Source organism: Desulfovibrio sp. SGI.133 (genome assembly GCF_050313955.1).
Lineage (GTDB): Bacteria > Desulfobacterota > Desulfovibrionia > Desulfovibrionales > Desulfovibrionaceae > Desulfovibrio.
Genome location: NZ_JBNPMK010000001.1, coordinates 572217 through 596489 on the forward strand (window position 1 = coordinate 572217; position 24273 = coordinate 596489).

General features: G+C 63.4%; 20 protein-coding genes and 1 tRNA gene. 9 read left to right on the forward strand and 12 right to left on the reverse strand.

Features of this window, described 5'->3' with window-relative positions; all coding sequences use genetic code 11:
- Nucleotides 1–153 precede the first annotated feature (153 nt).
- The 4 genes from ACQRBR_RS02660 to ACQRBR_RS02675 are packed head-to-tail and all read left to right on the forward strand — an operon-like array spanning nt 154 to nt 4663.
- Complete coding sequence (locus ACQRBR_RS02660; RefSeq protein WP_168936238.1) at nt 154–1872, forward strand: hypothetical protein; 1719 nt, start codon at nt 154–156, stop codon at nt 1870–1872.
- A complete protein-coding gene (locus tag ACQRBR_RS02665) occupies nt 1869–2606 on the forward strand; it encodes a 16S rRNA (uracil(1498)-N(3))-methyltransferase (protein ID WP_303881224.1) in 738 nt (245 codons plus the stop codon). The genes ACQRBR_RS02660 and ACQRBR_RS02665 overlap by 4 nt, the downstream gene beginning before the upstream one ends.
- Nucleotides 2607–2615: 9 nt before the next feature.
- The gene (locus tag ACQRBR_RS02670) at nt 2616–3842 is read left to right on the forward strand and encodes a replication-associated recombination protein A (protein WP_300705926.1); all 1227 of its coding nucleotides are present in this window, start codon (nt 2616–2618) and stop codon (nt 3840–3842) included.
- Nucleotides 3842–4663: a lysophospholipid acyltransferase family protein gene (locus ACQRBR_RS02675; RefSeq protein WP_304039912.1), complete on the forward strand. Its 822-nt coding sequence runs from the start codon at nt 3842–3844 to the stop codon at nt 4661–4663. Before ACQRBR_RS02670 ends, ACQRBR_RS02675 begins: the two co-directional genes overlap by 1 nt.
- An 88-nt stretch (nt 4664–4751) precedes the next feature.
- Here ACQRBR_RS02675 and ACQRBR_RS02680 read toward each other — a convergent pair whose 3' ends face one another.
- The 5 genes from ACQRBR_RS02680 to ACQRBR_RS02700 all read right to left on the reverse strand — a co-directional run bounded on the left by ACQRBR_RS02680 (nt 4752) and on the right by ACQRBR_RS02700 (nt 7950).
- A complete protein-coding gene (locus ACQRBR_RS02680; protein ID WP_006004519.1) occupies nt 4752–4925 on the reverse strand; it encodes an HTH domain-containing protein in 174 nt (57 codons plus the stop codon).
- Nucleotides 4926–5187: 262 nt separating this feature from the next.
- Nucleotides 5188–5264 (reverse strand) — tRNA-Arg (locus tag ACQRBR_RS02685).
- A gap of 172 nt (nt 5265–5436) precedes the next feature.
- Nucleotides 5437–6381, reverse strand: a complete 945-nt coding sequence (locus ACQRBR_RS02690) for a GGDEF domain-containing protein (RefSeq protein ID WP_427812244.1) — start codon at nt 6379–6381, stop codon at nt 5437–5439.
- Between the two features lie 367 nt (nt 6382–6748).
- Nucleotides 6749–7657 carry a DMT family transporter gene (locus tag ACQRBR_RS02695; protein ID WP_427812245.1) on the reverse strand — a complete coding sequence of 303 codons (909 nt, stop codon included), beginning with the start codon at nt 7655–7657 and terminating at the stop codon, nt 6749–6751.
- 26 nt (nt 7658–7683) lie between these two features.
- A complete protein-coding gene (locus tag ACQRBR_RS02700) occupies nt 7684–7950 on the reverse strand; it encodes a DksA/TraR family C4-type zinc finger protein (RefSeq protein WP_204625229.1) in 267 nt (88 codons plus the stop codon).
- 550 nt (nt 7951–8500) lie between these two features.
- Between ACQRBR_RS02700 and ACQRBR_RS02705 the strand changes: the two genes are divergently transcribed.
- The 5 genes from ACQRBR_RS02705 (at nt 8501) to ACQRBR_RS02725 (ending at nt 13421) form a co-directional block, all read left to right on the forward strand.
- A complete protein-coding gene (locus tag ACQRBR_RS02705) occupies nt 8501–9334 on the forward strand; it encodes a phosphate ABC transporter substrate-binding protein (RefSeq protein WP_427804150.1) in 834 nt (277 codons plus the stop codon).
- A gap of 52 nt (nt 9335–9386) precedes the next feature.
- Nucleotides 9387–11171: an ABC transporter permease subunit gene (locus ACQRBR_RS02710; protein ID WP_303881238.1), complete on the forward strand. Its 1785-nt coding sequence runs from the start codon at nt 9387–9389 to the stop codon at nt 11169–11171.
- The gene (locus ACQRBR_RS02715; protein ID WP_427812246.1) at nt 11168–11926 is read left to right on the forward strand and encodes a phosphate ABC transporter ATP-binding protein; all 759 of its coding nucleotides are present in this window, start codon (nt 11168–11170) and stop codon (nt 11924–11926) included. Before ACQRBR_RS02710 ends, ACQRBR_RS02715 begins: the two co-directional genes overlap by 4 nt.
- 131 nt (nt 11927–12057) lie before the next feature.
- The gene (locus tag ACQRBR_RS02720; protein WP_303954843.1) at nt 12058–12633 is read left to right on the forward strand and encodes a hypothetical protein; all 576 of its coding nucleotides are present in this window, start codon (nt 12058–12060) and stop codon (nt 12631–12633) included.
- 107 nt (nt 12634–12740) lie between these two features.
- Nucleotides 12741–13421, forward strand: coding sequence for a hypothetical protein (locus ACQRBR_RS02725; RefSeq protein ID WP_427812247.1), 681 nt, complete (start codon nt 12741–12743; stop codon nt 13419–13421).
- A 60-nt stretch (nt 13422–13481) separates the two neighbouring features.
- Here ACQRBR_RS02725 and ACQRBR_RS02730 read toward each other — a convergent pair whose 3' ends face one another.
- The 7 genes from ACQRBR_RS02730 to ACQRBR_RS02760 all read right to left on the reverse strand — a co-directional run bounded on the left by ACQRBR_RS02730 (nt 13482) and on the right by ACQRBR_RS02760 (nt 24103).
- Nucleotides 13482–17972 carry an efflux RND transporter permease subunit gene (locus ACQRBR_RS02730; RefSeq protein WP_427812248.1) on the reverse strand — a complete coding sequence of 1497 codons (4491 nt, stop codon included), beginning with the start codon at nt 17970–17972 and terminating at the stop codon, nt 13482–13484.
- Between the two features lies 1 nt (nt 17973).
- Nucleotides 17974–19098 carry an efflux RND transporter periplasmic adaptor subunit gene (locus ACQRBR_RS02735; RefSeq protein ID WP_427812249.1) on the reverse strand — a complete coding sequence of 375 codons (1125 nt, stop codon included), beginning with the start codon at nt 19096–19098 and terminating at the stop codon, nt 17974–17976.
- Nucleotides 19095–19481, reverse strand: coding sequence for a MarR family winged helix-turn-helix transcriptional regulator (locus ACQRBR_RS02740; protein ID WP_303881251.1), 387 nt, complete (start codon nt 19479–19481; stop codon nt 19095–19097). Before ACQRBR_RS02740 ends, ACQRBR_RS02735 begins: the two co-directional genes overlap by 4 nt.
- 276 nt (nt 19482–19757) lie before the next feature.
- On the reverse strand, nt 19758–20270 hold the full coding sequence (locus ACQRBR_RS02745) for a 4Fe-4S dicluster domain-containing protein (RefSeq protein WP_427812250.1): 513 nt from the start codon (nt 20268–20270) through the stop codon (nt 19758–19760).
- Nucleotides 20270–22369 (reverse strand): molybdopterin-dependent oxidoreductase, encoded by a 2100-nt coding sequence (locus ACQRBR_RS02750; RefSeq protein WP_427812251.1) that lies wholly within the window; start codon nt 22367–22369, stop codon nt 20270–20272. Before ACQRBR_RS02750 ends, ACQRBR_RS02745 begins: the two co-directional genes overlap by 1 nt.
- Before the next feature lie 32 nt (nt 22370–22401).
- Nucleotides 22402–22926 carry a hypothetical protein gene (locus tag ACQRBR_RS02755; RefSeq protein ID WP_321128374.1) on the reverse strand — a complete coding sequence of 175 codons (525 nt, stop codon included), beginning with the start codon at nt 22924–22926 and terminating at the stop codon, nt 22402–22404.
- 43 nt (nt 22927–22969) lie between these two features.
- Nucleotides 22970–24103 carry a sulfite exporter TauE/SafE family protein gene (locus ACQRBR_RS02760; protein ID WP_303881261.1) on the reverse strand — a complete coding sequence of 378 codons (1134 nt, stop codon included), beginning with the start codon at nt 24101–24103 and terminating at the stop codon, nt 22970–22972.
- Nucleotides 24104–24273 lie beyond the last annotated feature (170 nt).

Here is a 24273-nt window from a genome sequence, read left to right on the forward strand (position 1 = left end):
ACGCACGGAAGTGTACCAAAGCCGCATAGCGCCCGCAACAGCTTTTCGCCCGCGCCGGCGGCCCGGCAGGCAAAAACAACAAATACCGGGAGCGCCTCTGGAAATTCCCCACAAAAGCAGTTACTCTTTACAGAGAATCGGGTAAGGTTGCGCATGATCAAATGGCAGGAGATTTTCAGCAAGGACGGCTTTCACTGGCAGGATGCCTATACGACATCCGAGCCGGTCGTTATCGCGCGTCTTGACGAGCTCAAGCGCTTTCTCGATGCCGTGCATATCCGCTTCTGTCTGGTCAAGCCCTATCAGGAGCACAAAAACTACCCTCTGGTGGAAGGCCGCGAGCTTTTGCCCTCGTTCGACAACGACATGTTCGAATACAAGGACCTGCCGGGTTTTTCCATGGTGGCCTTTGCCCGCCAGCTGGACTATTTTTCCGAGACCTTCCAATTCGACAAACTGCACCCCATCGTCATGGAAGCCGACGGCGCCTGCTGCCCGCTGGAGAACCAGGTCCTTGCCCGCAACGTGCAGACCCTGGCCTCCCGTTTGCCGCGCATGCACCAGGACATCTTCCGCCAGCAGTTCGCCAATGCCGACACCGTGATCCTGGACAATTATCCCTCGCTCATGCCCTATCTGCTGGCCATGGACAGGGCCCAGGTGCTCGCCCTCGATGCGGACCGGCAGTTCCACCTGGCGGGGGTCTTCGCCTCCTTCCCGTCGGACATCGACAGCGAGCTCAAACGCTTCGGCATGCGCATCGGCAAATTCGTCTACGGCGACAGCGAGATCTACGAACGCAACCGCATGTTCGTCTACCAGTACCTGATGGAGCTCTACGGCTTCCCCATCGTCTCGGAACGCCGTACCTCCAGCGCGCTCTTTGCCCGCAAGCTGCACAAGCTGGGCGAGCACTTCATGCTGCGCGTCCTGGGCCAGACGGACCGTACCATCACCACCTATACGTCCATGGGCCAGAGCACCCGCTACCCCCTGCTGGAAAAGATCGCCCTCATCTCCGTGGACGAAGATCAGGAGGAAGCCCTCGAGACGCTGGAAAAAGGCGGCTACTTCCTGGACCGCGACCGGCGGGTCGTCATCATCCGCGTCACCTACCGGCAGCACCGCTTCGATGCCAGCAACGTGCAGCAGGACCGCGCCCTTTCCGTGGCCTGGCAGGAGATCCTGCATCCGCTCACGGGCGCGCCCCTAGCCGGGCTGAACATCATCAAGGACACCTCCAACATGTTCCTGCGCCTCAACGACATCGTGCGCGGTGAATACACCGGCCGCATCGTCTTCAAACGCACGGAGATCGTGGAGAACACCGATACTGACGAGAAGCGCCTCAAATTCCTTTATGCCTGGCTCACCAAGCACCAGCGGCGCATGATAGGCTACAGCGACGACTTTTTTGCCAAGGTCAGCCGCGTACTCAACGGCTATCTCTACTCGCCGGACAATGACGACGCCTTCAGCAACATGCGCGAGCTGCACCGCGAGGTCTGTACCCGCTTCAGCTACATCCAGCAGGCTCGGCGCGTCCGCATCCTCGAGGACCTGGCCCAGCGCAAGGCCAAGGTGGGCCGCATGGGCTACCGCCAGATGATGCGCGAGGCTCTCGACCTGCTGACGGATCTGAAATTCGAGATCGTCAACTTTTTCCCAGCACTGGTGGACGGCATCGTGGACAGCGTGGAGCGTATCCTTTCCGATGCCTACCTGCGCCGCACCTACATGGAACCTCCCGAGTCCCGGCTGACCAAGGCCGGTCTGGAGATACGCAAAAATTACGGCCGTCTCGTCTCGCTGCAGGACGGCTTCAAGGCCGTGCGCCGCGCGCGGACGGCAAAAGGATCCAACGCATCATGAGTCTGCACCGCTTTTATCTTCCTCCCGAACAATGGGCCCACGACCTCTGGCTGGAAGGCCAGGAAGCAAAGCATCTGGTCCAGGTGCTGCGCCTGGCCCCGGGCGAGGAGGTCCTGCTGCTCGACGGCCAGGGCCGCAGCGGCCGTTTCGCCATCGCCGAAACAGCCAAAAAGAAGGCCCGTCTTGTCCTGCAGGAAGAACAGATGGCGCCCGCGCCGGAATCCCGCGCCGTCATGGCGCTTGCCTTCAGCAAGGCCGTGCGCCGCGGTTTCTTTATGGAAAAGGCCGTGGAGCTGGGTGCCCATGCCATCTGGCTCTGGCAGGGCGACCACAGCCAGGGCAAACTGCCTGCCGATGCCGCCGAGGCCTGCCGGGGACAGCTCATCGCCGGAGCCAAGCAGTGCGGCAATCCCTGGTTGCCGCAGGTGGAGGCCCTGACCGGCGGTGTGGACGAGCTGGTCCGCCGCGCCGCCACAGCCGACCGCCGCATCCTGCCCTGGGAGATGCAGGACACCGTGAGCATGCTCACGCCCCAGCTGGCCGGACGTCCCGGCACCACCGTGTACGTCATCGGCCCTGAAGGCGGCTTTTCCCAGCGGGAGCTGGACAGCCTGCGGGCGGCGCAGTTCACCTTCGTCAGCCTGGGGGCCCGTGTGCTGCGCTGCGAGACCGCCGCGACCCTGTGCCTGGGCCTGCACTGGTGGGCATCCCATCTGGCGGAACCGGCGGAATAAAGGACAGCCATGACCGCACAGAAGCCTCTGCCGGAGCGCATGCGCCCCGACGATCCCGATCTTTTTCTCGGGCAGAGCCATCTGGCAAGCCGCCTCAAGTCGCTCATGGCGGCGGAGCGCCTGCCCAGCCTGCTGCTTTTCGGCCCGCCGGGCTGCGGCAAGTCCACGCTGGCCCTGCTGCTGGCCCGTTCCCGCAAGCGCCCGTACCTGCGCCTCAGCGCGCCGGAGGCAGGCTTGCAGCACCTGCGCCGCTCCCTCAACGGCATCGAGATCCTGGTACTCGACGAGCTGCACCGCTTTTCCAAAGCGCAGCAGGACTTTTTCCTGCCGCTGGTGGAATCGGGCGAGCTGACCCTGCTGGCCACCACGACGGAGAACCCGTCGTTCAGCGTCACCCGGCAGCTGCTCTCGCGCCTGCACGTGCTGCGCCTGCGTCCTCTGGGACGCTCGGAACTGATGGAGCTGGCCCGGCGCGGCGCCGAACAGACAGGCGTGACGCTTAGCGACGAGGTGCTGGACATCATCACCGCCGCGGCCCACGGGGATGCCCGTACCCTGCTCAATCTGGTGGAGTACGCCGCCTCCCTGCCCGAGGAGATGCGTGAACCCGAGCAGCTCAAGTCCGCCCTGCCCGAAGTCATGATGCGTCATGACAAAGACGGTGACAGCCATTACGAGCTGGCCTCGGCCCTTATCAAATCCATCCGCGGCAGCGATCCCGACGCGGCCCTGTACTATCTGGCCTGTCTGCTGGAAGGCGGCGAAGACCCGCGTTTCATCTGCCGCCGTCTCATCCTTTCCGCCTCGGAGGATGTGGGCCTGGCCGACCCCAATGCCCTGCCCCTGGCCGTCTCCTGCCAGCAGGCCGTGGAATTCGTGGGCATGCCCGAAGGCTTCATCCCGCTGGCCGAAACGGTGGTCTATCTGGCCCTGGCCCGCAAAAGCAACAGCAGCTACGCCGCCTATCTGACCGCCGCCCGCGAGGTCAAATACAACGGAGCGCGGCCCGTGCCCCTGCACCTGCGCAACGCCAGTACGCAGTTGCAAAAGGAATGGGGCTACGGCAAGGAATACAAATATCCCCACAACTACCCTGACGGCTGGGTGGAGCAGGATTACCTGCCCGCCGAGCTCGTGGGTCGCCGCTTTTACCAGCCCCGCGACATGGGCGATGAAGCTCGCCTGAGCCAGTGGTGGCGCAAGATCCATAAAATCAGAAAAACGGAAGAATCCTGATGCAGCAGTATCAAGAAGGGGTCGTTGAGGCCCCGTTCGGCGATCTTTCCACCTATGTCAGCACGGCCCCGCAGCTGGGCGCCCCTGCCCGTTTCCCGGCCCTGAAATTCTACAGCAGCCTGCTGGCGGGCCCCGTGTTCTGGCTGTGTCGCAGGGCCGCCAAAGGCCTGTGTGACGACAGCGCCTGGGTCCACGCCAGCCTGCGTGTGACGGAACTCATCGAGCGTGTGGGCTGCCCGGTGAGCATCGAAGGCATGGAGAACATCTCCGCCACGCGCGGCCCCTGCGTCTTCGTGGCCAACCACATGAGCACGCTGGAGACCTTCATGCTGCCCGGCATCATCCGGCCCCACCGTGCCGTGACGTTCGTGATGAAAAAAAGCCTGGTCACTCTGCCCTTCTTCGGTGCCGTCATGCGCTCCCGCGATCCCATCGTCGTGGGCCGCACCAATCCCCGCGAAGACCTGACGGCCGTCCTGGAAGGCGGGGTGGAACGCCTGAAGAAAGGCATCTCCATCATCGTCTTTCCCCAGAGCACCCGCACCCCGGATTTCGATCCCCAGCACTTCAACACCATCGGGGTCAAACTGGCCCGCAAGGCCGGTGTGCCCGTGGTGCCGCTGGCTCTCAAGACCGATGCCTGGGGCACGGGAAAAAAGCTCAAGGAGCTGGGCCCCATCAAAAGCGGCCTGCCGGTGCGCTACAAGTTCGCCGCGCCCATGGATATCCACGGCAACGGCCGCGAGGAGCAGGCCTTCATCTGCGATTTCATCGGCTCCCAGCTGGCCAGCTGGCGCAAAGAGGACGGCGTCAACGCCTAGTCTTGCAGCCCCCTTGTGGCCGGGAAAGTGAATAACAAAGGGCGGACCCTTGCGGGCCCGCCCTTTTCCATACTCGTTGCTGCGAGGATTATTCCGCCGGAGCGTAATAGCAACGCTTGGGCGACATGACCTTGCCTTCCTTCTTCAGTTCGGCAATGGCCTTGCTGACTTCCTTGGAATCCACTCCCAGTTCCTTGGCGATGTCGCCAGGGCGCAGGGGCTTTCCGGCATTGACCAGGACTTCCAGAACTTTGTTTTCCATGGGCTGTTTTCCTCCTTGGGATGTGCGTATGCACGTTACGGGGGGCTGGGCCGAAGGCCGGACCTGTCTGGGAACGCAGGCCCGGGCCGACGTCTGCCTTGTAGCACAGAGCCTGCGACCTGAAAAGAGATCCGGCAGGAGATCCCGGCGCTGCTTTATAGTACGCCGCGGATGGAGGACGGATATACTGATGCAGGCCTTTCGCAATGCCACTGCACATAGCAAAAAAGGCGACCAGTAAAACTGATCGCCTGAATTTGCATGGTGCGCCCGAAGAGATTCGAACTCCTGGCCTACAGGTTCGTAGCCTGTTGCTCTATCCAGCTGAGCTACGAGCGCGTCGTGAGAAGCTATGTATAGAAAACAGCTCACGGAGTCAAGCGTTTAGCAAAAGAATTTTTCAAAAAAGTGGAAGGATGCCGAAAAAGATGCTTCCACCGCCCTGGAAAAGGCGGGCAGCCCTCTTCCCTCGTCGGCCCTGCCCTACGGGCCAAAATACAGGGAACGCTCATCAGTCTTGTTCCGGCCAATAGTGCCTGCGGTCATGCTCCTTACAGGCGTAGAACTCTCGCTTGGCCAGGTACATCTTTTTGTCTGCTTCGTTGATCTGCTCGTCGATATTGCCCTGTTCGGCACGCCAGGAAATACCGCAGGAGATGGAGATATGACTTTCCTCCATGGCCTGGAGCGCATCACGGACACAGGCATGGAAGGCGTCGCGGCCGGATTCGCGGTCGATGACGATGAACTCGTCACCACCTATGCGGTAGGCCTTTTGGCCAAAGGCCTGGAGGATGCACTCCGCGGTGCGACGGATGAGGGCATCACCGGCCTGATGCCCCTGGAGGTCATTGATCTTCTTCAGGCCGTTCAGGTCGAAGTAGGCGATGCCCAGGCTGCCGCAATCCTTCCCGGACAGGGAGTCACAGACCTGGTTGTACCTGTTTCTGTTGTACAGCCCGGTGGAAAGATCCTCCACATACATCTGGGCGATGACGTCGTGCTGCTCGGCGATCTTCCTTTTCTGGAGCTCGACCTGCTCCCGGAGATAGCGGCGGGACTCCTCAGCCATTTTTTCAGGAAATCCGCTGTCGCTCGCATCCATCTCGCTGTAAGGGTTGGAAAGGTGGAGATGACAGCAGCGGGGCCCCTGCATCGTCCAGCGGAAAACCGTGGAGATGCGCTGGTGAACGCGCAGGCAGATGCCGGAATCCGGAGCTGTGGCGACCCAGAGCATGCCCGTACAGATGAACAGGTCCGGCATGGGCTGGATGACGTCGTACTGTTCTTCGCCGATCTCGCAGCGGGGCACCCTACCTGCAAAGGCCCGGAACGTCCTGATGACGGTCGCCGGATCAACGGCGTACTCATGCTCCCCGGCACCGAACCAGCTGAAGGCATCGTCTAGGTGGGAAAGCAGGAGCTCCGTATCGTTCTCACAGTAGTGCTTATGCAAAAAAAGACGTGTCAGTTCCGCGATCTTCTGTTGCTTCGCATCGTCTGTCAAAGAGGCATGCGGCATCCGTGCACCCCCTTGTCTTCATTGCCGGTAGCGATCTCCCATGCGCGGGTGGGCCTCATTCTCCGGTCCCGCCATGCCGGGGCTTCTTTCCGAAAGGCGATGACCAGTACGGCAGCCGCACCACAAGCAGCTGCTCCCATGCGCGCGAAGCAGACCGGTCCGGGCGTCCAAACACACCATGGCTGAAGGTATGGTACTTCGAGCTTTCTGGATGGTACCCCCTTTTGTCCTGCATGGCTATAGCCTGCTGCCTCCTTCGGGCCTTCAGGAACGGCATCCCTGCTAAAAAACAGGTATCCGGCTAAGACCGGGCCACGTCCTTCTCCTTTTTCCGGCCGCCCGGCTTCAGCTCGCTGACCAGCACCCCCGCCAGGATCATGGCTCCCCCCAGCAGCGCCAGCCCCGGCAGGCGTTCCCCGGCCATGCGGCCGAAGATGCCCGCCCAGACCGGTTCACAGGAATAGATGAGTGTGGCACGGGTGGGCGAGACTTTTTTCTGCGCCCAGTTGATGGCGTACTGGATGCCCGCCGTGGAAACGCCCAGGGCAAAGGCGCTGCCCAGCACCAGCCAGGAAGGCGGCGGCACGCTTTCGCCCACCAGGGGCATGGTGGCAAAACTGAGCAAAGAGGCCATGAGCACCTGCACGATGGTGACACGCCGGGCATTGACGCTGCGGGCCACCAGACCGATGAGGATGATCTCCATGGCGATGGCCAGCGCGCTGATGGCCGTCAGCATCTCGCCCCAGCCAAAGCCCGCGCTGCTGTCATCGGGCCCGGAAAGCAGCAGGACGCCGGGAAAGGCCAGGGCGATACCCACCCAGGCCATCAAATGCGGCGGACGCTTCATGACCAGCCATTGCAGCAGGGGGACCAACGGCACATAGAAGGCCGTGATGAAGGCCGATTTGCTGGCCGTGATGGTCTGGAGGCCACAGGTCTGCAGGGCATAGCCGCCAAAGATGCACAGGCCTATGCATATGCCCGCCCAGACTTCCCGCCAGGTGAAATCCTTGAGCAGCGGCAGGGAGAACAGGATCAGAGCCAGGGCGGCAAACGCGAAACGCACGCCCACGAAAAAGAAGGGCCCCGTGGCTTCCAGGGCACTGCGGATGATGATGAAGGTGGCGCCCCAGATCATGGTGATCAGGACCAGCGAACCTTCCTCCAGGGGGATGCGCGCCCGCAGACGCGCCAACAAGCCCGACATATGATCTTCCTCGTTCTTGCTCAGGATCAGCGCAGCTGGCTGTCCTTGCTGCCTTTGCGGTTGTACAGATGCACGGCGTGCTGCTCTTTGTCGGCTTCCTGCTGGCATTCCAGGCACAGCCGCACACCGGGCAGGGCCCGCCGCCGGGCTTCGGGGATGGGCTCGCCGCATTCCTCACAAAAGGCACGGCTCTCGCCCCGGGGCAGGCAGGCTCTGGCCCGCCGCACCTCGTCAGCGATGGAATCCTGGATCTGATCCTGCACGGCATTGTCGCCCGCCCAGCCTACCGCCATGGTGCACCTCCCGAACATGTTCCGCAGCGATCCTTCCGCGCTGCCCTCTTGCGGCAACGGGGACAGACTATAGTCATGCTCCCCGCTCCAAGGCAAGAAGGTGTTACCGTATGCAGGGCATCGTATTGACCCCGCCATCCTTTCTTCTTACACTAGGACATTCTTGTGAACACCGCCGCCTTTGGGCGGCAATGGCTGGAGGTCACCATGCATATCCGTTTCTGCTGACGCATGCGCCGGACTCCCGTGGGGAGATCTGTGCGTTCAGGCATGTGTGCCGAAAACGGATGGTCCTGGCGGCTCCCAGACAGCGCAAGACCTTTCCGGGCGATGCCTCCGAGGTAGGATGCTGCCCAGCATCGCCCGTCTGCCGCTTTCCTGCACCTTTCCTGGATAATGTGTCCCGATATGCTTTCGGGGCGTGCTGTCGTGGTCCCGGACCGCACGCACGCGCCCCGTCCTCTGCCGGTGTTCCCGGTTCGAGGCGACGCGCCCGGCGCGTTTCCCGCTGTTCCCGCAACAGCCCACATTTTCCGTACGAGAGGTCATCATGAAAACCTGCCGTTTCCTGCTGCCTGCCCTGATGGCGGGCCTGATCTTTGCCATGACGTCCCACGCCGCTCCGCTGGACAGCTTCAAGGGCCTTTCCGGCACGCTTGATATCGCCGGCGGCACGGCCCACATCCCGGTCATGAAAGGCGCTGCCAAAAACATCATGACCGCCAATCCCGACATCCGCATCACCGTGGCCGGCGGCGGCTCCGGTGTGGGCGTGCAGCAGGTGGGCGAAGGCCTGGTGCAGATCGGCAATACCGGCCGCGCCCTCAAGGAAAAGGAAATCGCCAAGTACGGCCTGCAGAGCTTCCCCTTTGCCATCGACGGTGTGGCCCTGGTGGTCAACCCCGCCAACAAGGTGCGGGCCATCACGGCCCAGCAGGCCCAGGACATCTTTGCCGGCAAGATCACCAACTGGAAGACCCTGGGCGGCGCTGACGCCCCCATCACGGTCTACACCCGCGAAGACGGCAGTGGCACCCGTGAAGTCTTTGTGGAAAAGGCCCTGAAGAAAGGCCCCATCGTGGCTTCCGCCAACGTGGTGAACTCCAACGGCGCCATGAAGACGGCCATCGGCCAGGACAAGCTGGGCATCGGTTATGTGGGCATCGGCCATGTGGACAAGAGCGTGGCTGCCCTGACCTTCGACAAGATGGTCCCCTCGCAGGAAAATGCCGCCTCCGGTGCCTACACCCTGACCCGCCTGCTCTATATGAACACCAAGGGTGCGCCCTCCGGCCTGACCAAGGCCTTCATCGACTATATCTACTCGCCTGAAGGCAGCGCCATCATCGAAAAGAGCGGCTACATCCCCACCGGCCGCAAGTAATCCGTCATCGTACTATGCGGGGCGGCCATGCCGCCCCGCCGGGATACTGAACATGGCATTTCCTTTTCTGCGGCATAGCGGGACCCTGCCCCGTCTATGCGGCCTGCTGGTCATCCTTGCCACGGGCGCGCTGTTCGCCCTGGTGGGCTGCTTTGCCCTGCCGGTGCTCTGGAGCGCCCAGGGCGGTCTGATCTTCTCCTGGGCGTGGCGTCCCCCCGCGGACTTCGGCATCCTGCCCATGCTGGCGGGCTCCCTCATCCTGTCCTTTTCTGCCCTGCTGCTGGCCTGGCCCCTGTCCCTGGGGCTGGCCTGCGCCCTGCAGGATCCCCGCCCGGCGTTCTGGCAAAAATGGCTCACAGGCCTCATCCGCTTCATGACCGCCATCCCTACGGTGGTCTACGGCTTTGCCGCCGTGTTTCTGCTCACCCCTCTGGTCAGGGAGGCCGCCGGACAGGGGTCCGGCCTGTGCTGGCTTTCCGCCGCCTGTGTCCTGGCCCTGCTCATCAGCCCCACCATGGTGCTGGTCATGGACGTGGCCCTGCGCGAACAGATGCGCCGCCTGCTCCTGCCCGCTCTTTCCCTGGGCATGAGCCGGGATACCGTCCTTGCCTGTCTTGCCCTGCCCGCCGTCCGCCGCTGGCTGCTGACCGCCGGGCTGCTGGGCTTCGGCCGAGCCATCGGGGACACCCTCATCCCGCTCATGCTCAGCGGCAATGCCCCCAATGTCCCGCAAAACCTGTTCGCCGGGCTGCGCACCCTGACCGCCCACATGGGCCTGGTCACGGCCACGGACGTGGGCGGTCCTGCCTACAATTCTCTGTTCGTGGCCGGGGGGCTTTTGCTCTGCATCAGTACCGGCGTCAGCCTGGTGTTGCGGCGCCTGGAAAAAAAGCAGGACGTGCTCCTTCCGCCCGTTCCCGCCCTCTGGCGCCGCCATGCCCCCGCAGGCCTGCACCTGCTGGCGCGCGGTGCCGGTCTTTTGTGCAGCGCCTGTGTTCTCTCTCTGCTGGGCTTTTTGCTCTGGCGGGGTCTGCCGGTGCTGGATGCCGCGCTTCTGGTAGGTGACGCGCCGTTCTGGCCCGCCCTGCTGGGACGCTTCCCCATCTGGGACGGTATCTGGCCCGCCTGTCTTGGGACCCTCTGTCTGCTGGGCATCACCATGGCCCTGGCCCTCGTGCCCGGTATCGGCTGCGGCATCTACCTGGCGGAATACGCCCCGCCCCGTATGCAGCGCCTGCTCAACAGCCTGATGGACATCCTGTCCGGCGTCCCGTCCATCGTGATGGGCATCTTCGGCTTCACCCTCATCCTGTTCCTGCATCGTCTCGGCTTTGCCGGGGCCAGCTCCGGCCTGCTGCTGGCCGGGGGCTGCCTGGCCCTACTTGTTCTGCCCGCGCTGGTGGTGACCACGCGCACCGCCCTGGAGAGCCTGCCCGCCTCCCTGCGCCTGAGCGGGGCCGCCCTGGGCCTGCGTCACGGCCAGGTCGTGCGGCACCTGCTGCTGCCGCAGGCCAGCCGCGGCATCCTGAGCGGCGTCATGCTGGCCCTGGGCCGCTCCGCCGAAGATACGGCCGTCATCCTGCTTACCGGCGTAGTGGCCAACGCGGGGCTCCCCGCCGGTCTGGGCCTGCGTTTCGAAGCCCTGCCCTTTTTCATCTATTACACGGCTGCCCAATACCAGACACCGGAAGAGCTGCAGCGGGGCTTCGGCGCCGCTTTGACCCTGCTGGCCCTTTCCGGCGGCCTGCTCCTGCTGGCCTGGTGGCTGCATGAACGTTTCCGCCGGGAACGGCAGCCGGGCATGACGCCCCTGACGTTTTCGGGAGGACCGCAATGACCCCTCTTGTCCGCATCCATGATCTGTGCCTGCACCTCAACGGCCGCGCCATCCTGCACCATGTGGATCTTGAACTGCCGCGCCACGGCATCAGCGTCCTTCTGGGGCGTTCCGGTTCCGGCAAGACCAGCTTCCTGCGTTGCCTGAACCGCCTGCACGACTGCACCAAGGACAGCCGCATGCAGGGGCAGGTGGAACTTTTGCTGGACGGGAAGATGCAGGACATCAACTGCCTGCGGGGCGAAGAGGCCCTCTCCCGCCTGCGCCGTCAGGTGGGCATGGTCTTCCAGATCCCCAATGTGCTGCCGGCCAGCATCGGACAAAACCTGCTGCTGCCCCTGCAGCTGGCTGCCGGGCTGGATATGGACGAAGCCCGCTCACGGGCCCGGCGCAGTCTGGAAGACGTGGGCCTGTGGCCGGAAGTCCATGACAGGCTGGGCGATCCTGCCGGTTCCCTTTCCGGCGGCCAGCAGCAACGCCTCTGTCTGGCCCGCACGCTGGCCCTGGAGCCGCAGATCCTCCTGCTGGACGAGCCCACGGCATCCCTCGATCCGGCCAGTACCCGCCGCATCGAGGATTTGCTCCTGCAGCTTTCGGAGCGTTACGCCATTATCCTCGTCTCGCACGGGATCGCCCAGGCACGCCGTCTGGCGACCCGACTCCTGCTTTTTGAGGACGGCCATGCCCGCGGCCCCTTCCCGCCGGAAGAGCTGGCCCGAATCTTCCCCCATGAGGATGCGGCGGGGCAGGCCTGAGACGAGGGGCTCGCAGCCGACGTCCGGCAGGTCGTTTTTCCGCTGGCAGGGCGTCAGGCATCATGCTATCCAGAAAGAAGGAACCCCTGCCCGTAACGGGCAGATTGTCTAACCCCTTGCAAGGATCCGTCATGTCTGCTGCCATCCGCAATCCCCTGCCGTTGTGGGGATTGTACTTTCTGCTGCTTGTGGCCATGTTCGCCACGCCCCTGTCCAATCTGAGCTTCCTGCTCTGGATCATCGCCCCCCTGCTGGCCCTGACGATCCGTAACAGCGCCCGCAAAGAGGGGCTTGAGGACGAAGCCCAGCACGCCTCCTGGATCATGGGCTCGGCCGGGCTCTTCCTCCTGCTGGTCTTCCTGCTCATCGGCGGCATGGCCACTGCCAGCTCGACCCTGATCGGCGCGGAGTCCCAGCAGCGCATCAATGAAATCAGCGCTGCCATGAGCCGGCAGCAGATGCCCTGGAAGGACGCCTTCGTCCAGCTGTTGGAAGTCCAGGGCGTCAAAGGCATGATCCTTATTTGTGCCGGCGGTCTCCTGCTGAGCGTGCTCTGGCCGCTGCAACGCATCCTCCAGGGTATGGTGGCCCTGAAGATGCAGGTGGCCCCGCGCCGTATCTCCACCGGCGGCAAGCTGCTGACCCTGCTGCTGGCCGTCCTGCTGGCCGGGGTCTCGTGCCTCGCCGCCCTCGGCGCGACCCTGTAAACAGACCCCGTCAAAAAAGCATCCGGGCGCAAAAGTTGCCCTGCCTGCCGGTGCCCCGTGGCGCAGGCGGGCGGCTCCAGAGTCTTAGCATACCAAGGGGGTGTCGCATGATCCGTCCCCGCTTCCGTCATACCGGCAAGCCTTGCTGCCTGATTCTGCTCTGTTTGCTGCTCCTGCCCTGGCTGGGCGCCTGCGCCCCCCAGTACGGCGTGAGCGTGGATTCCCTGCGCGGCCCCCAGGCCGACAGCGCCGGCACCGTCTATGTGCCCCGCCCCGGCGTGGAAGGCATGGCCGAGGACGACCTGCTGTTCCGGGATGTGGCCGCACAGCTGGAGCCCTGCTTCACGGCCCGGGGCTACACCCTGAAACTGGACGGACAGACGCAGGACAAAAGCGACAACCTGGTCTTCATCAGCTTCGGCATCAGCGAGCCCGACGTGCGCATCTACACCACGGTCAGCTATGTACCCTACACTTGGGGCCGGGGGCATTTTCGCCATACCCGCTGGGTGCGCGAGGAAGAGACGCGGACCAAGGTCTTTTTCCATGCCGGGCTGCTGCTGGAAGGCTGCACACGGGCACCGGACGGCGGCCGCGGCAAGAACCTCTGGCGGACAGAGATCCGCTGTACGGGCCAGGATGATGATTTCCGTACCCTGCTGCAGGCCATGCTGCCCGTTTTGCAACAACACCTGGGCAAGGAGACCAGCGGGCGACGCTATTTCGTCGTGACGCTGGATGAGGATGAAGCGCCTGTGGTGGAAGAAAAGGAAGTCGCGGCCAACTAAGATGCGGCCGGTCCACCGATATGAAAGAGCCCTGCCGGTCTCCGGCAGGGCTCTTCTTCATCAAGGCTGCGTCATGTTTTCACCTGTCCAGCCGCCGCCAAGGGCCCTGACGAGAGAAACAGCATCCTTGGCCATGGCCGCCCGATGCGAGGCGTATTCCGTCTCGGCGCTCAGGCTGGATGCCTGGGCCGTCAGCACGTCCAGATAGTCGCCCTTGCCCCCCGCGTACAGGTTGCGGGAAAGCAGCAGGGCCTGCTTCTGGTGGTCCCGGGCCGCACGCAGGCCGTCCTCCCGGCGTGATTCCTTTTCATAAGCCGACCAGGACGTCTCCACGTCATGCAGGGCCTCCAGGACCGTTTCCCGATACACAAGAGCGGCCTCTGCCGCGGCTGCCCGGGCCTGGTCCACCACGGCCTTGTTCCGGCCGAACGAGAAGATGTTCCAGCTTGCCATGGGCCCCACCCCCAGGCTCTTCATGGCATCGCTCCAGGAGACGAAGTCCGAGGAAGTGACGGCCCCGCTGCCCACAAGGGAAAAGCTGGGGAAGAGCGCGGCCTGAGCCACCCCGATGCGCGCCGTGGCCGCATGGTGCTCGGCTTCGGCCTTGCGGACGTCCGGCCTGCGGCGCAACAGATCGGAAGGCACGGCCGAAGGTAAGCTGCGCAATTCCGGTATGGGCCCGGAGGGGGACAGCCGGGCATCGAACATGCCGGGATTGCGGCCGGCAAGGGCCTCCAGACTGCGGATGGCCGCCACGACCTCCGCTTCCGCCGACGGCACGGACGCCTGCGTGGTCTCCATCTGGGCCCGGGCGGCATGCAGGTCGAGCATGGCCACGGTGCCGGCATCGGCACGGGCCTGGATGATGCGCACCGTATCCCGCTGCACGGCCACGTTCTCCAGCGCGATGCGGAGTTTTTCCTGTGCCAGCCGCAGATCCACATAGCCATTGGCCACTTCCACCGCCAGGGAGGCGCGTGCGTCGGCAAGGCTTATGCCCGCGGCCTCCAGATCGGCACCGGCAGCTTCCAGGCTGCGCCGCAGCCCGCCGAACACGTCCACAGCCAGAGCCAGCTGCACGGAGGCGTCCAGTTTGGTGGCCGTCCCGTCGGGCGCATAGTTCCGGGAGCGGGCAAGCTCGCCCGTCCCTGTGGCATCCGGCAGGAATTCCGCACGGGCCTCCATGCGTGCCGCCCGCGACTGGGCCACCCGCTGCACGGCCTGCCGGACGGAAAGGCTGCCCTCCTGGGCTTCGAGCACCAGGGCCGTCAGCAGCGGATCATGGAAATCCTCCCACCAGGACGGGCGTAGGGGGGGGCCCGTACCGGCAAGCGTGCCGGGCAGGAAGTTTTCCGGTACGTCCGCGTCCGCCCGCTTGAAGTCAGGCCCCAGGGTGCAGCCACACAGACCGGACAGGCCCACGGCCAGCAGCAGGCACAGGGCCGCGCGACCGCCGCGGAATCTCCTCGAAGCCTTTTCGCGCAGGCGCTGGAAAACGGCGTACAGGGCCGGCGTGAACACGATGCCCACGCATGTGGCCGCCAGCATGCCGGCAAAGGTCGTGATGCCGATGGCCTGACGGCTGGCGGCACCCGCACCGTCCGCGAACACCAGGGGCAGAACGCCGAAGAGGAAGCTCCAGGCCGTCATCATCACGGCGCGGAAACGCAGGTTCGCTCCCGAAAGGGCCGCCTCCTCGATGCCTTTGCCGCCCTCGCGCTCCTGCTTGGAGAACTCCACCATCAGAATGGCGTTCTTGGCCGCAAGGCCGATGAGCATGACCAGGCCCAGCTGGGCATAGATGCTCATGGATTCCCCGCAGACGGTCAGCCCCAGCAGGGCCCCCAGCACGGCAAAGCTGACGGTCAGCATCACCGGCACGGGGATCGTCCAGCTCTCGTACTGCGCCACCAGGAAAAGATAGGCGAACAGCAGGGCCAGCCCCATGAGGAAGACTATCTGTCCGGTGTTCTGCTTTTCCTGATAGCTGAGGCCCGTCCATTCGATATGGTAGCCTGCGGGCAGCTTGATGCCCTCGATGGCCGCGTACAGGTCGCCGGAGCTGACACCGGGGGCGCTCTGGGCGTTGATCTCCGCCGCGACCATCTTGTTGAAGCGCGTGATCTGGCGCGGCCCCACTTCATACTGGAGCGTGCCCAGAGCGCTCAGGGGCACCATGTCGCCGTTGCTGTTGGGGATGAGCAATTCTTCCACATGATGCAGCGATGAACGGGAGTCGGCCCCGGCCTGGAGCTTGACCTCGAAATTGTTGCCGCTCAGGGTGAAGTCATTGATATAATAGGACGCCAGCACATCCTGGAGCGTGGAAAACACGGTCCCGGCCTGCACACCCAGCAGCTCGGCCTTTTCGCGGTCCAGGCGCAGGCGGAGCTGCGGCGTGGCCGCATCATAGGCCGTCATGGCGAACATGGTCTCGGGGCGTGCCGACAGATCACGGACAAAAGCATCCGTGACGGTGGCCAGCGCGGACGCTTCGATGTCCCCGATGCCGCAGATGTCGAACGAGGCACCGCCCGTGGCGCCCAGGCCCATGATGGCCGGCGGCGTGAAGGCCACGATGCTGGCGGCGGCGATATCATGCGTCCGTCCCTGGATCTGTCCCATGATGGCCGAAAGGCGGGTCTGCGGCGCGCTGCGCTCCTCCCAGGGGTCCAGCTCCACGATGCACATGGCCGCGTTCTCCCCGCTGCCGCTGAGCATGCTCATACCCGAGACCTGCATGACGGAATGGATACCGGGGATGGCCGCCAGACGCTCGCGCACCGTGGCCAACACCGCATCGGTACGTTCCTGGACAGCATCGCCGGGCAATTCCACATTGCAGAAGATGACGCCCTTGTCTTCCATGGGCAGGAACGACGGCGGGATATGCCCATACAGGAGCCATACGCCGAGGAAGGTCCCGCCCAATATCCCCAGCGTCAGCCCGCCGCGCCGCACAAGACGCCCCGTCATGCCCAAGTAGCGGCCGCGCAGGGCGTCCAGGAACCTGTTGACGGGCAGGAAGATGGGGGCACACTGCCCGCCCGACCTGCGCAGGACCAGGGCGCACAGGGCCGGACTGAGCGTCAGTGCCACCACGGTGGAAAGGCAGAGGGCCACGCACATGCTCACCGCGAACTGACGGTAGATGGCCCCCACCATGCCGCCGTAAAAGGCCAGAGGCGCATAGCAGGCCACTGTGACCAGGGTCGTGGCGATGACGGCCCCGGTGATCTGCCGCATGCTTTTTATGGCTGCCTCACGGGCGGGCAGGCCTTCGCGTTCCATGATGCCCTGCGTGTTCTCCACCACCACGATGGCATCGTCCACCAGGGAGCCGATGACGAGGATCAGGCCGAACATGGTCAGGGTGTTGATGCTGTATCCCAGGGCGTACATGACGCTGAAGGTCCCCACCAGCGACACGGGAATGGCCACCGCCGGGATGAGCGTGGCCCGCCAGTCCTGGATGAACAGCCACGTCACCAGAACGACCAGGATCAGGGCCACCACCAGGGTGGAGACCATCTCCCGCATGGAGGCGACGATGAATTTGGTCGGGTCATAGGCGATGGAATAGCTCACACCGGGCGGGAAGCGCTGCTCCCAGGTGGCCAGCTCGGCCTTGATGCGGTTCATGGTCGCCAGCGCATTGGCATCAGGGCTCCGGTACAGGGACAGGCCCACGCTTTCCTTGCCGTTGAAGGTGGAGCGTCCTGAATAGCTGCTGGAGCCCAGCTCCACGGTGGCCACGTCCCGCAGGCGCACTATCCGGCCGCTGTCGGCATCGGAGCGGACCACGATCTCACCGAATTCTTCCGCTGTCTTGAGGCGCCCCTGCACATTGAGCTTGTAGGAAACGTAACGGTTGCTGCCTTCGGCCCCCAGCGTGCCCGCGGCCGCCTGCACGTTCTGCGCCTCCACGGCGCTCCTGATCTCGCTGGACGAGATGCCGAGCCCGGACATGCGCAAGGGGTCCATCCAGATGCGCATGGCGTATTCCTGCTGCGACATCATGTCCGACGAGGAGACCCCCTCCAGACGGGCCAGGGCATCCTTGACGTTGTTGTTCACATAGTTGACCAGCTCATTCAGGCTCAGGGAAGTGCCGTCGGTCTGGAAGGCCAGCATGGCCAGGATATCGTTGCCGCGCTTCTCCACCGTGATGCCGACCTTGGTCACTTCGCTGGGCAGCTGGGCCTCCGCCCGTTTGACGGCATTTTGCAGGTTGACGAGGGCGATGTCGGAATCCGTACCGGAGCGGAAGGTCACGGAGCAGGAATAGGAACCGGAATTGCTGCTGGTGGACGAAAAGTACAGCAGGTCCTCCACGCCGTTGATCTCGTTCTCCAAAGGCATGGCCACGGTCTGGGCCACCACATCGGCACTGGCCCCGGAATAGGTCGCCGAAACGAAGAGTGTGGGGGGCGCGATCTCGGGATATTCCGCCACCGGCAGATTGGCCAGGGAGATGCCGCCGGCCAGCAGCAGGATCAGGCTCACCACAGCGGCAAGGCGGGGACGTTCGATGAAGATAAGCGAAAACATGCTAGTCCTGCACTCCGGCATCCGCGCCCTTGCGGGCATAGTCCACCTTCATCCCGTCAGCCACCTTGTGCGTGCCGTCCGTGACGACCCGCTCATGGACGGTCAGCCCCGAGCGGACCGTCTGGGATTCGCCCACCAGATTCCCCAGCGTCACGCGGCGCAGGCTCACCCGGTCGTCCTCCTGTACCACATAGACGAACGCTCCCTGCGCGTCATGCTGCACGGCCGACGGGGGCACGGCAGGCACAAGGCTGTCCGTCTGCCTGTACAGGGTCACCACCACGGTGCTCTCAGGCACAAGGCGGCTCTGGGGATTGGCCAGCTCGGCGTAGACCTGGATCGTGTCCGTTCTGCCCTCCGCCGTGTTGTCCACGATGGTCACCCGGCCTTCGGTCCCATAGTCCGTACCGTCGGCAAGCCGGACCCGCACACGCCCCAGCGAGCGCAGTTCCTCTTCGGAACCGAAGACAGCCTGCATGTCGCGTACGCTCAGACCAAAGCGCACACGCACAGGGTCCGTCCTGACCAGCGTCACCAGGGTGCCGGACGAGGTGGTCACATAATTCCCGGCCGTGAACGCCGTGACCCCGATACGCCCGGCCATGGGCGCCACTATCCGGGTGTTGCGCAGGTCATCCTGGGCCGTCACAAGGTCGGCCTCCGCCGCCAGCAGTTCACCATAGGCCACCTGCTCCGTCCGTTCGGCGCTTTCCAGCACATCACGGCTGACGGCCTGCTTTTTGAACAGGCTGCGATTGCGGGCCAGGTCGGCCCGGGCATAGGCGTGCTCCGCCTTGTACTGCACGACCTTGCCCCGGGCATTCTTCACCGCGGCCTCGTAGCGCACCGGATCGATGCGGTAGAGCATCTGGCCGGCCTGGACCGTATCGCCATCGCGAAAACCCACTTCCAGGATCTCGCCCGCCACCCGGGGCACCAGCGATACCGTGGCAGGCGAGACCACCCGACCGGTATAGCGGCGGCTCCGGGTGTCCTGCACGGCAAGGACTTCCCCCACTTCCACCACAGGCGCCGGTACCGGCATGCCCGGCCCCGGCATGGCCGCCCGGACAAACGGGACGGCACACAGGAACAGCAGCAGGGACAACAGGAAGGATCTTCTCATTTGCCCGCTCCCTGCGCCTGCGCTGCCCGCAGTTTTTTGCCTTCCTCCAGGGCGATGGCAAGGACACGCTCGAAGGTTGCCCTGTCTTCCGCCGACACATCACGCAGCAGATGGTCCAGGATGCCGTTGATCTTGTCGTGATGATAGCGGTAGCGCTCCATGCCTTTGTCCGTCATACGGATGGAGACCGCCCGCCGGTCCTTTTCCGATGGTTCCCGCACCACCAGCCCCTCCAGGACCAGCCCCTGAACCGTCTGCGAGATGCAGCCCGGCGAAAGGTAGAGCAACTGGGCCAGCTCCTTGACCATGAGCCCTCTGGGGGCACAGGCCACCAGGGCCTCGATGATCCGCCCCGGTGCCGTGGGCAGTGTACCTTCCGGCATATCCGGCCCCTGAGTGGGGTGTTTTCCCAAAGACAGCAGGATCTCCGAAAGATCCGGTATCTGCGTCCATTCCATGTGAGCCCTCTTAATTATTTATTTAAAAAATAGTTTAGTTACTAAACTATTTTTTATGTCGCCCTCCTCTCCTTGTCAACCGCTCCGCACACAAAGCCCCTCCCGGAAGGGCCCGAAACGCCAGCAGGGAGGCCTGCCCCGTACGGCAAAGCCTCCCTGCTGTCTTGATCCCCTGCGGACCGGTCTGGATGACCCTATGGTCTATTCCGGCAGGCTTCCTACCAGATCCTTGATCCAGCGGATGGTCTGACGGCTCATCTTTCGATGCATATCCTCATCATTGCTCACATGCAGGGCCCGGGCCAGACAACCGGCCACACAGACGGGCTCCAGTCCGGCCTTGCGCCGGTCATGGCACAGATCACACTTGCAGGCCTTGCCGGTAACGGCATCCAGATGGGGCACATGGTAGGGACAGGCCGTCACGCAGGCACCGCAGCCCGTACAACGGTCGGCATCGATATGGACGATGTTTTCCTCATCCAGCCACATGGCATCATGCGTACAGGCTCGAAGACAGGCGGGCCGCGCACAATGCACACAGGTCACGAAGCCCATGGGCAGGCTGACCTTGCCCTCTGCCAGAGCGGGCGTGCCGCCCAGCTGCCGGCACAGGGGCAGGGAGATCCCGTGCCACTGACGGCAGTGGATCTCGCAGGCCTTGCAATTGACACAGCGTTTTTCGTCAAAAACGATACAGGTGGAACTGCTCATCAGTTTTCCTCCCGGGCATGATCATTGCGGACAGGGCGCAGGGTCACAAAGTGCTCCTGCAGGGCAAGGCCGTGGACCATGGCATCTTCCTTGTCCAGTCCGCCATGCATGAACTCCTGGTCTGCCAGTCCCTTGCCGCGGGCCCTGCTCTCCACCGACAGGCGATGCCCGAAACCATGCAGCATGAACACGGCATCGGGATGCATGCCGGGGATGACACGCACCCGGATCTCGCCTCCCTTGCCGTCATCTCTTTCCATACGGACAGTATCTCCATCCTCCACGCCCAGCTCGCGGGCCCGTTCAGGGGCGATCCAGGCGCGATTTTCCGGCAGGCTGTCGTGCAGCAAGGGATTGTTCTGGGTGTGAGAATGGGTGTGGCGCGCATTACGGCCCACGATCAGGCGGAACTGCCCCTTCCCCGGCCGGGGCACGTCCTGCCAGGGCATGAGCGAAGGCAGCCCGGCTTCCTGCCAGGGACCGAAAAGGACTTCAATCTTGCCGGAAGACGTCGCGAAACGGGGGCCCAGATCGATGGGGGCATCAGAGAGGGAGACGGAACCGTGCCGGAAATCCTCCACGGAGACACCAGTCCCTTCCAGCTGGAAACGCCAGACATCTTCCAGCGTCTCGCAGGCCAGATCCTCCAGCCCCAGACGGCGGGCCAGCTGTCCCAGGATCCACCAGTCCGGACGGGTATCGAAACGGACTGCAGCAGCCGGACTGCGCATGATGAAGGCAGGCTTGCTGCCGTTCTTGACCTGGAGCAGGGATCCCCGCTCCACAAAGGACGGCATGGGCAGCACCACATCGCTGAACCAGGCCGTATCCGACCAGGAAAAGGTCAGCGAGACCATCAGCTCCAGACCGGCCAGCTGTGCCTTCTGCCGTTCAGGATCCGGCATGGCGGACAGAGGGTCGTGCTTAAGGGTGAAGTAGGCCTTGACGGGATACGGATCCCCGCTTTCCACGGCCCGGAAGGCCTTGTGCAGCAGGCTGGCGCCGGGAGCAAAGGTCGGTTCGGCCCAGCCGACGCCATCCGCCCGCTTTTCCCTGGGGGCAGCATACAGCGAGGTGAAGGAACGCAGCCCCTTGCGGCCGGCATCCTTGGGACCCGCCGCCAGCAGCAGGCCGCCTTTACTGCCGAAAGCGCCCAGCAATGCATCGATGAGGTAGGCCGTACGGCAGACCATGAACGACTGGGGATAGCGCGTGCTCATCCAGCCGCCATGCCAGATGACCTGCGGCGCCGCAGCGGCCAGGGAACGCGCCAGCTCTGCGATGACATCTGCCGGGATGTCGCACTGTTTTTCGGCCCATTGCGGCGAATAGGGACGCACAAAGTCCGCCAGCGCTTCGAAATCCTGGACATAACGCTCCACGTACGCGGCATCGTAGAGTTTTTCTTCAATCAGGACATGCAGCACCGCCAGGTTGAGAGCCAGATCCGTGCCGGGACGGATGCAGAGGTTCTGCTGCGCCTTGAGCCCCGTCACCGTGGGGCGAACGTCCACACAGGTCAGGCGACAGCCCTTGTCCAGCGCGTCCAGCACCTGATTGAGCTCCCCGACCTTGAGAGATTCCAGAAAATTCCGGCCCTGCACGACGATATGGCGGCAGTTCTTGAAATCATAGATCCACTTGCCGCGCCCGTGACCGGTCAGGGAATAGGAGGCCTGATTGACGTTATGGGCACAGGCGTCATCATGAGTGCAGTAATTGGGCGAGCCCAGACCGCGCATCAGGGCCTTGCCCATGTCGGAGAACGGCCCGGGCCGCTCGGACCAGAGCACACTGCGCGGCCCGTAGGTGGCCATGATCGTTTTCAACCGTTCCGCCACATAATCCAGGGCCTCGTCCCAGCTCACGGAACGCCACTGACCGGCACCGCGCTCTCCGGCACGGATCAGCGGCCCCTGCGGACGTTCGTCATCAGCATACAGGGCCAGGGACGCAGCGCCCCGGGGGCACAGGGCCGCTCCGGAAGCACTGTGGCTGTTGCCGCATATCCAGCGCGGCACGCCGTTTTCACAATGGATCTCCACCGGGCAGCGAGTATTGCACATGCCGCACAGGGAGTAGACGATGGATGACGCCATATATGGACTCCTGCCCGCATGGCGGGCGTATATTAGTCGATGATCGTCCCCTGCTCGTCTCTCACGGGGCACAGCACACGTCCCAGGAGCAAGCGCAAGGGGATGTAGGCCAGCACGAACCAGAAAACGAATCCCGGCTCAGGGCCCAGCAGGGGCAAAGAAAAAGGAAGGGAGGGGCTGACCATGCCGAAGCGGGCCTGCATCCAGGCCAGAGCCAGGGGAACCGGCCACAATGAAGCTACCCACAGGGCACCATTGAGGGAAAAATAATACCCAAAGGCTTCATGTCCCTGGCGATTGACGGCTTTGTAAGCGTCTTTTCCGCTCTCGCGCAATGCACGCTCACTCAGCTTGTGATAATGCTGCATCTCAGTGCGCAACGCTTTGAGACGTGACGCATGCATGCGCTGCCCAAGCCGCAAGGTCAACAGGCCCAGCACCACGGCCTGGACGGCCAGTATACATGTCCCCACCATATAGCCCCATTCCGGCAGGTCCGGGAACCAGCGGTACGGGGCGATACACCAGGGATCTATCCACAACAAAAAATTTTTCATGCAATGCAAAAAACAGGGCAGGGAATGCCCCTGCCCCCGGTAGCTAGCCGAAAATACGGTAATTGAAGAAGCCGCGCAAGACATAATCCGTGCCCACGTACAGGGCAAGAACGATGAACAGACGCTTCAGCCAGATGTCGGAGAAGAAACGGGAGGTGTAGGGGCCGATGAGAGACCCCACAGCGATGCCCACCAGCTCCAGCCCCACCAGAGACCAGTCCACGGTCACGCCGTGCAGCAGCAGGGTCGTGATGCCGGTGATCATGCTCACCAGCACGGCCAGAGCCGACGTCCCGGCAGCCAGATACATAGGCAGCTGGGTGATGCTGGTCAGGAAGGGCACCAGCAGGAAACCACCGCCCACACCCAGGAAGGCGGCAATGGAAGAGATGACGATACCGCCCACGAACGGCAGTATGGGATTGAAGGAGAACTCCACGCCGCAGAAGGTGAAGACGCAACGCCCCAGACTGAAGCTGCGCAGGCGGACACCCGTCTCCACGACCTCACCGGAAGTCTTGTTTTTGACCGAGGCTTCAAAAGCTTTGGCAGCTTCCTTGGCCTTGGCCTTGGAACGCTGCCCGGCCGGAGAGGTCTCCCACATCAGATAACAGCCCAGCAGCAGGACGAAAAGGCCAAAATATCCCTGGTAAGAGGAGAAGTTCAGCTTACCGGCCGTCAACTTGACGGCCATGAAGGCGCCCACGATGGAACCCAGGCCCAAGGCGATCCCCAGAGGCAGCACGATGCGCTTCAGGCGATAGTAGCTGAAGGTACTCAGAGCTGCGGAAAGCCCGGCCAGCATCTGGTTGGAAGCCCGCACAGAGTCGGTGATGGATTTGTTGAGGGGCGTCTGCCCAAAGGATTTGGCATAGGCGCCCAAGCCATGCACACTCATGTGGCCCACACCAGCCATGACACCACCAAAAGCTCCTACCGTGGAGAAGATCCAGCCCACCCACAGGGCCCAGCCAAAGGCCAGCAGCATATTGGTCTGCGGTCCGCCGGGAATCCCCAGATAGCCGGGGGCCGCCTGCATGTCGATGGACTGCGGCGCCGTTTCAAGTTGTTTGGCGATGGCATTGGCAAGCGGGCTCGTTTCCGCCGCCAGCGCAAGGCCGGTGTAAAGTGCGATGCCAACCAGGCTCAGGGTGATCCCCAGGACAAATTTTTTCATGAAGCCTCCTTAATGATTTTAGTAATCACTACCTTTATTATACACAAAAAATACTTTGCGCAAGCCCAGTTCGCCATTAAAGCCATTGGGGCCCCCTATAGCCATCCTTGCCGCCTAGTTCCCCTTTGTAAAAAAGCAAAGCACTTTTATCCTCGCACAGACTCATCGAC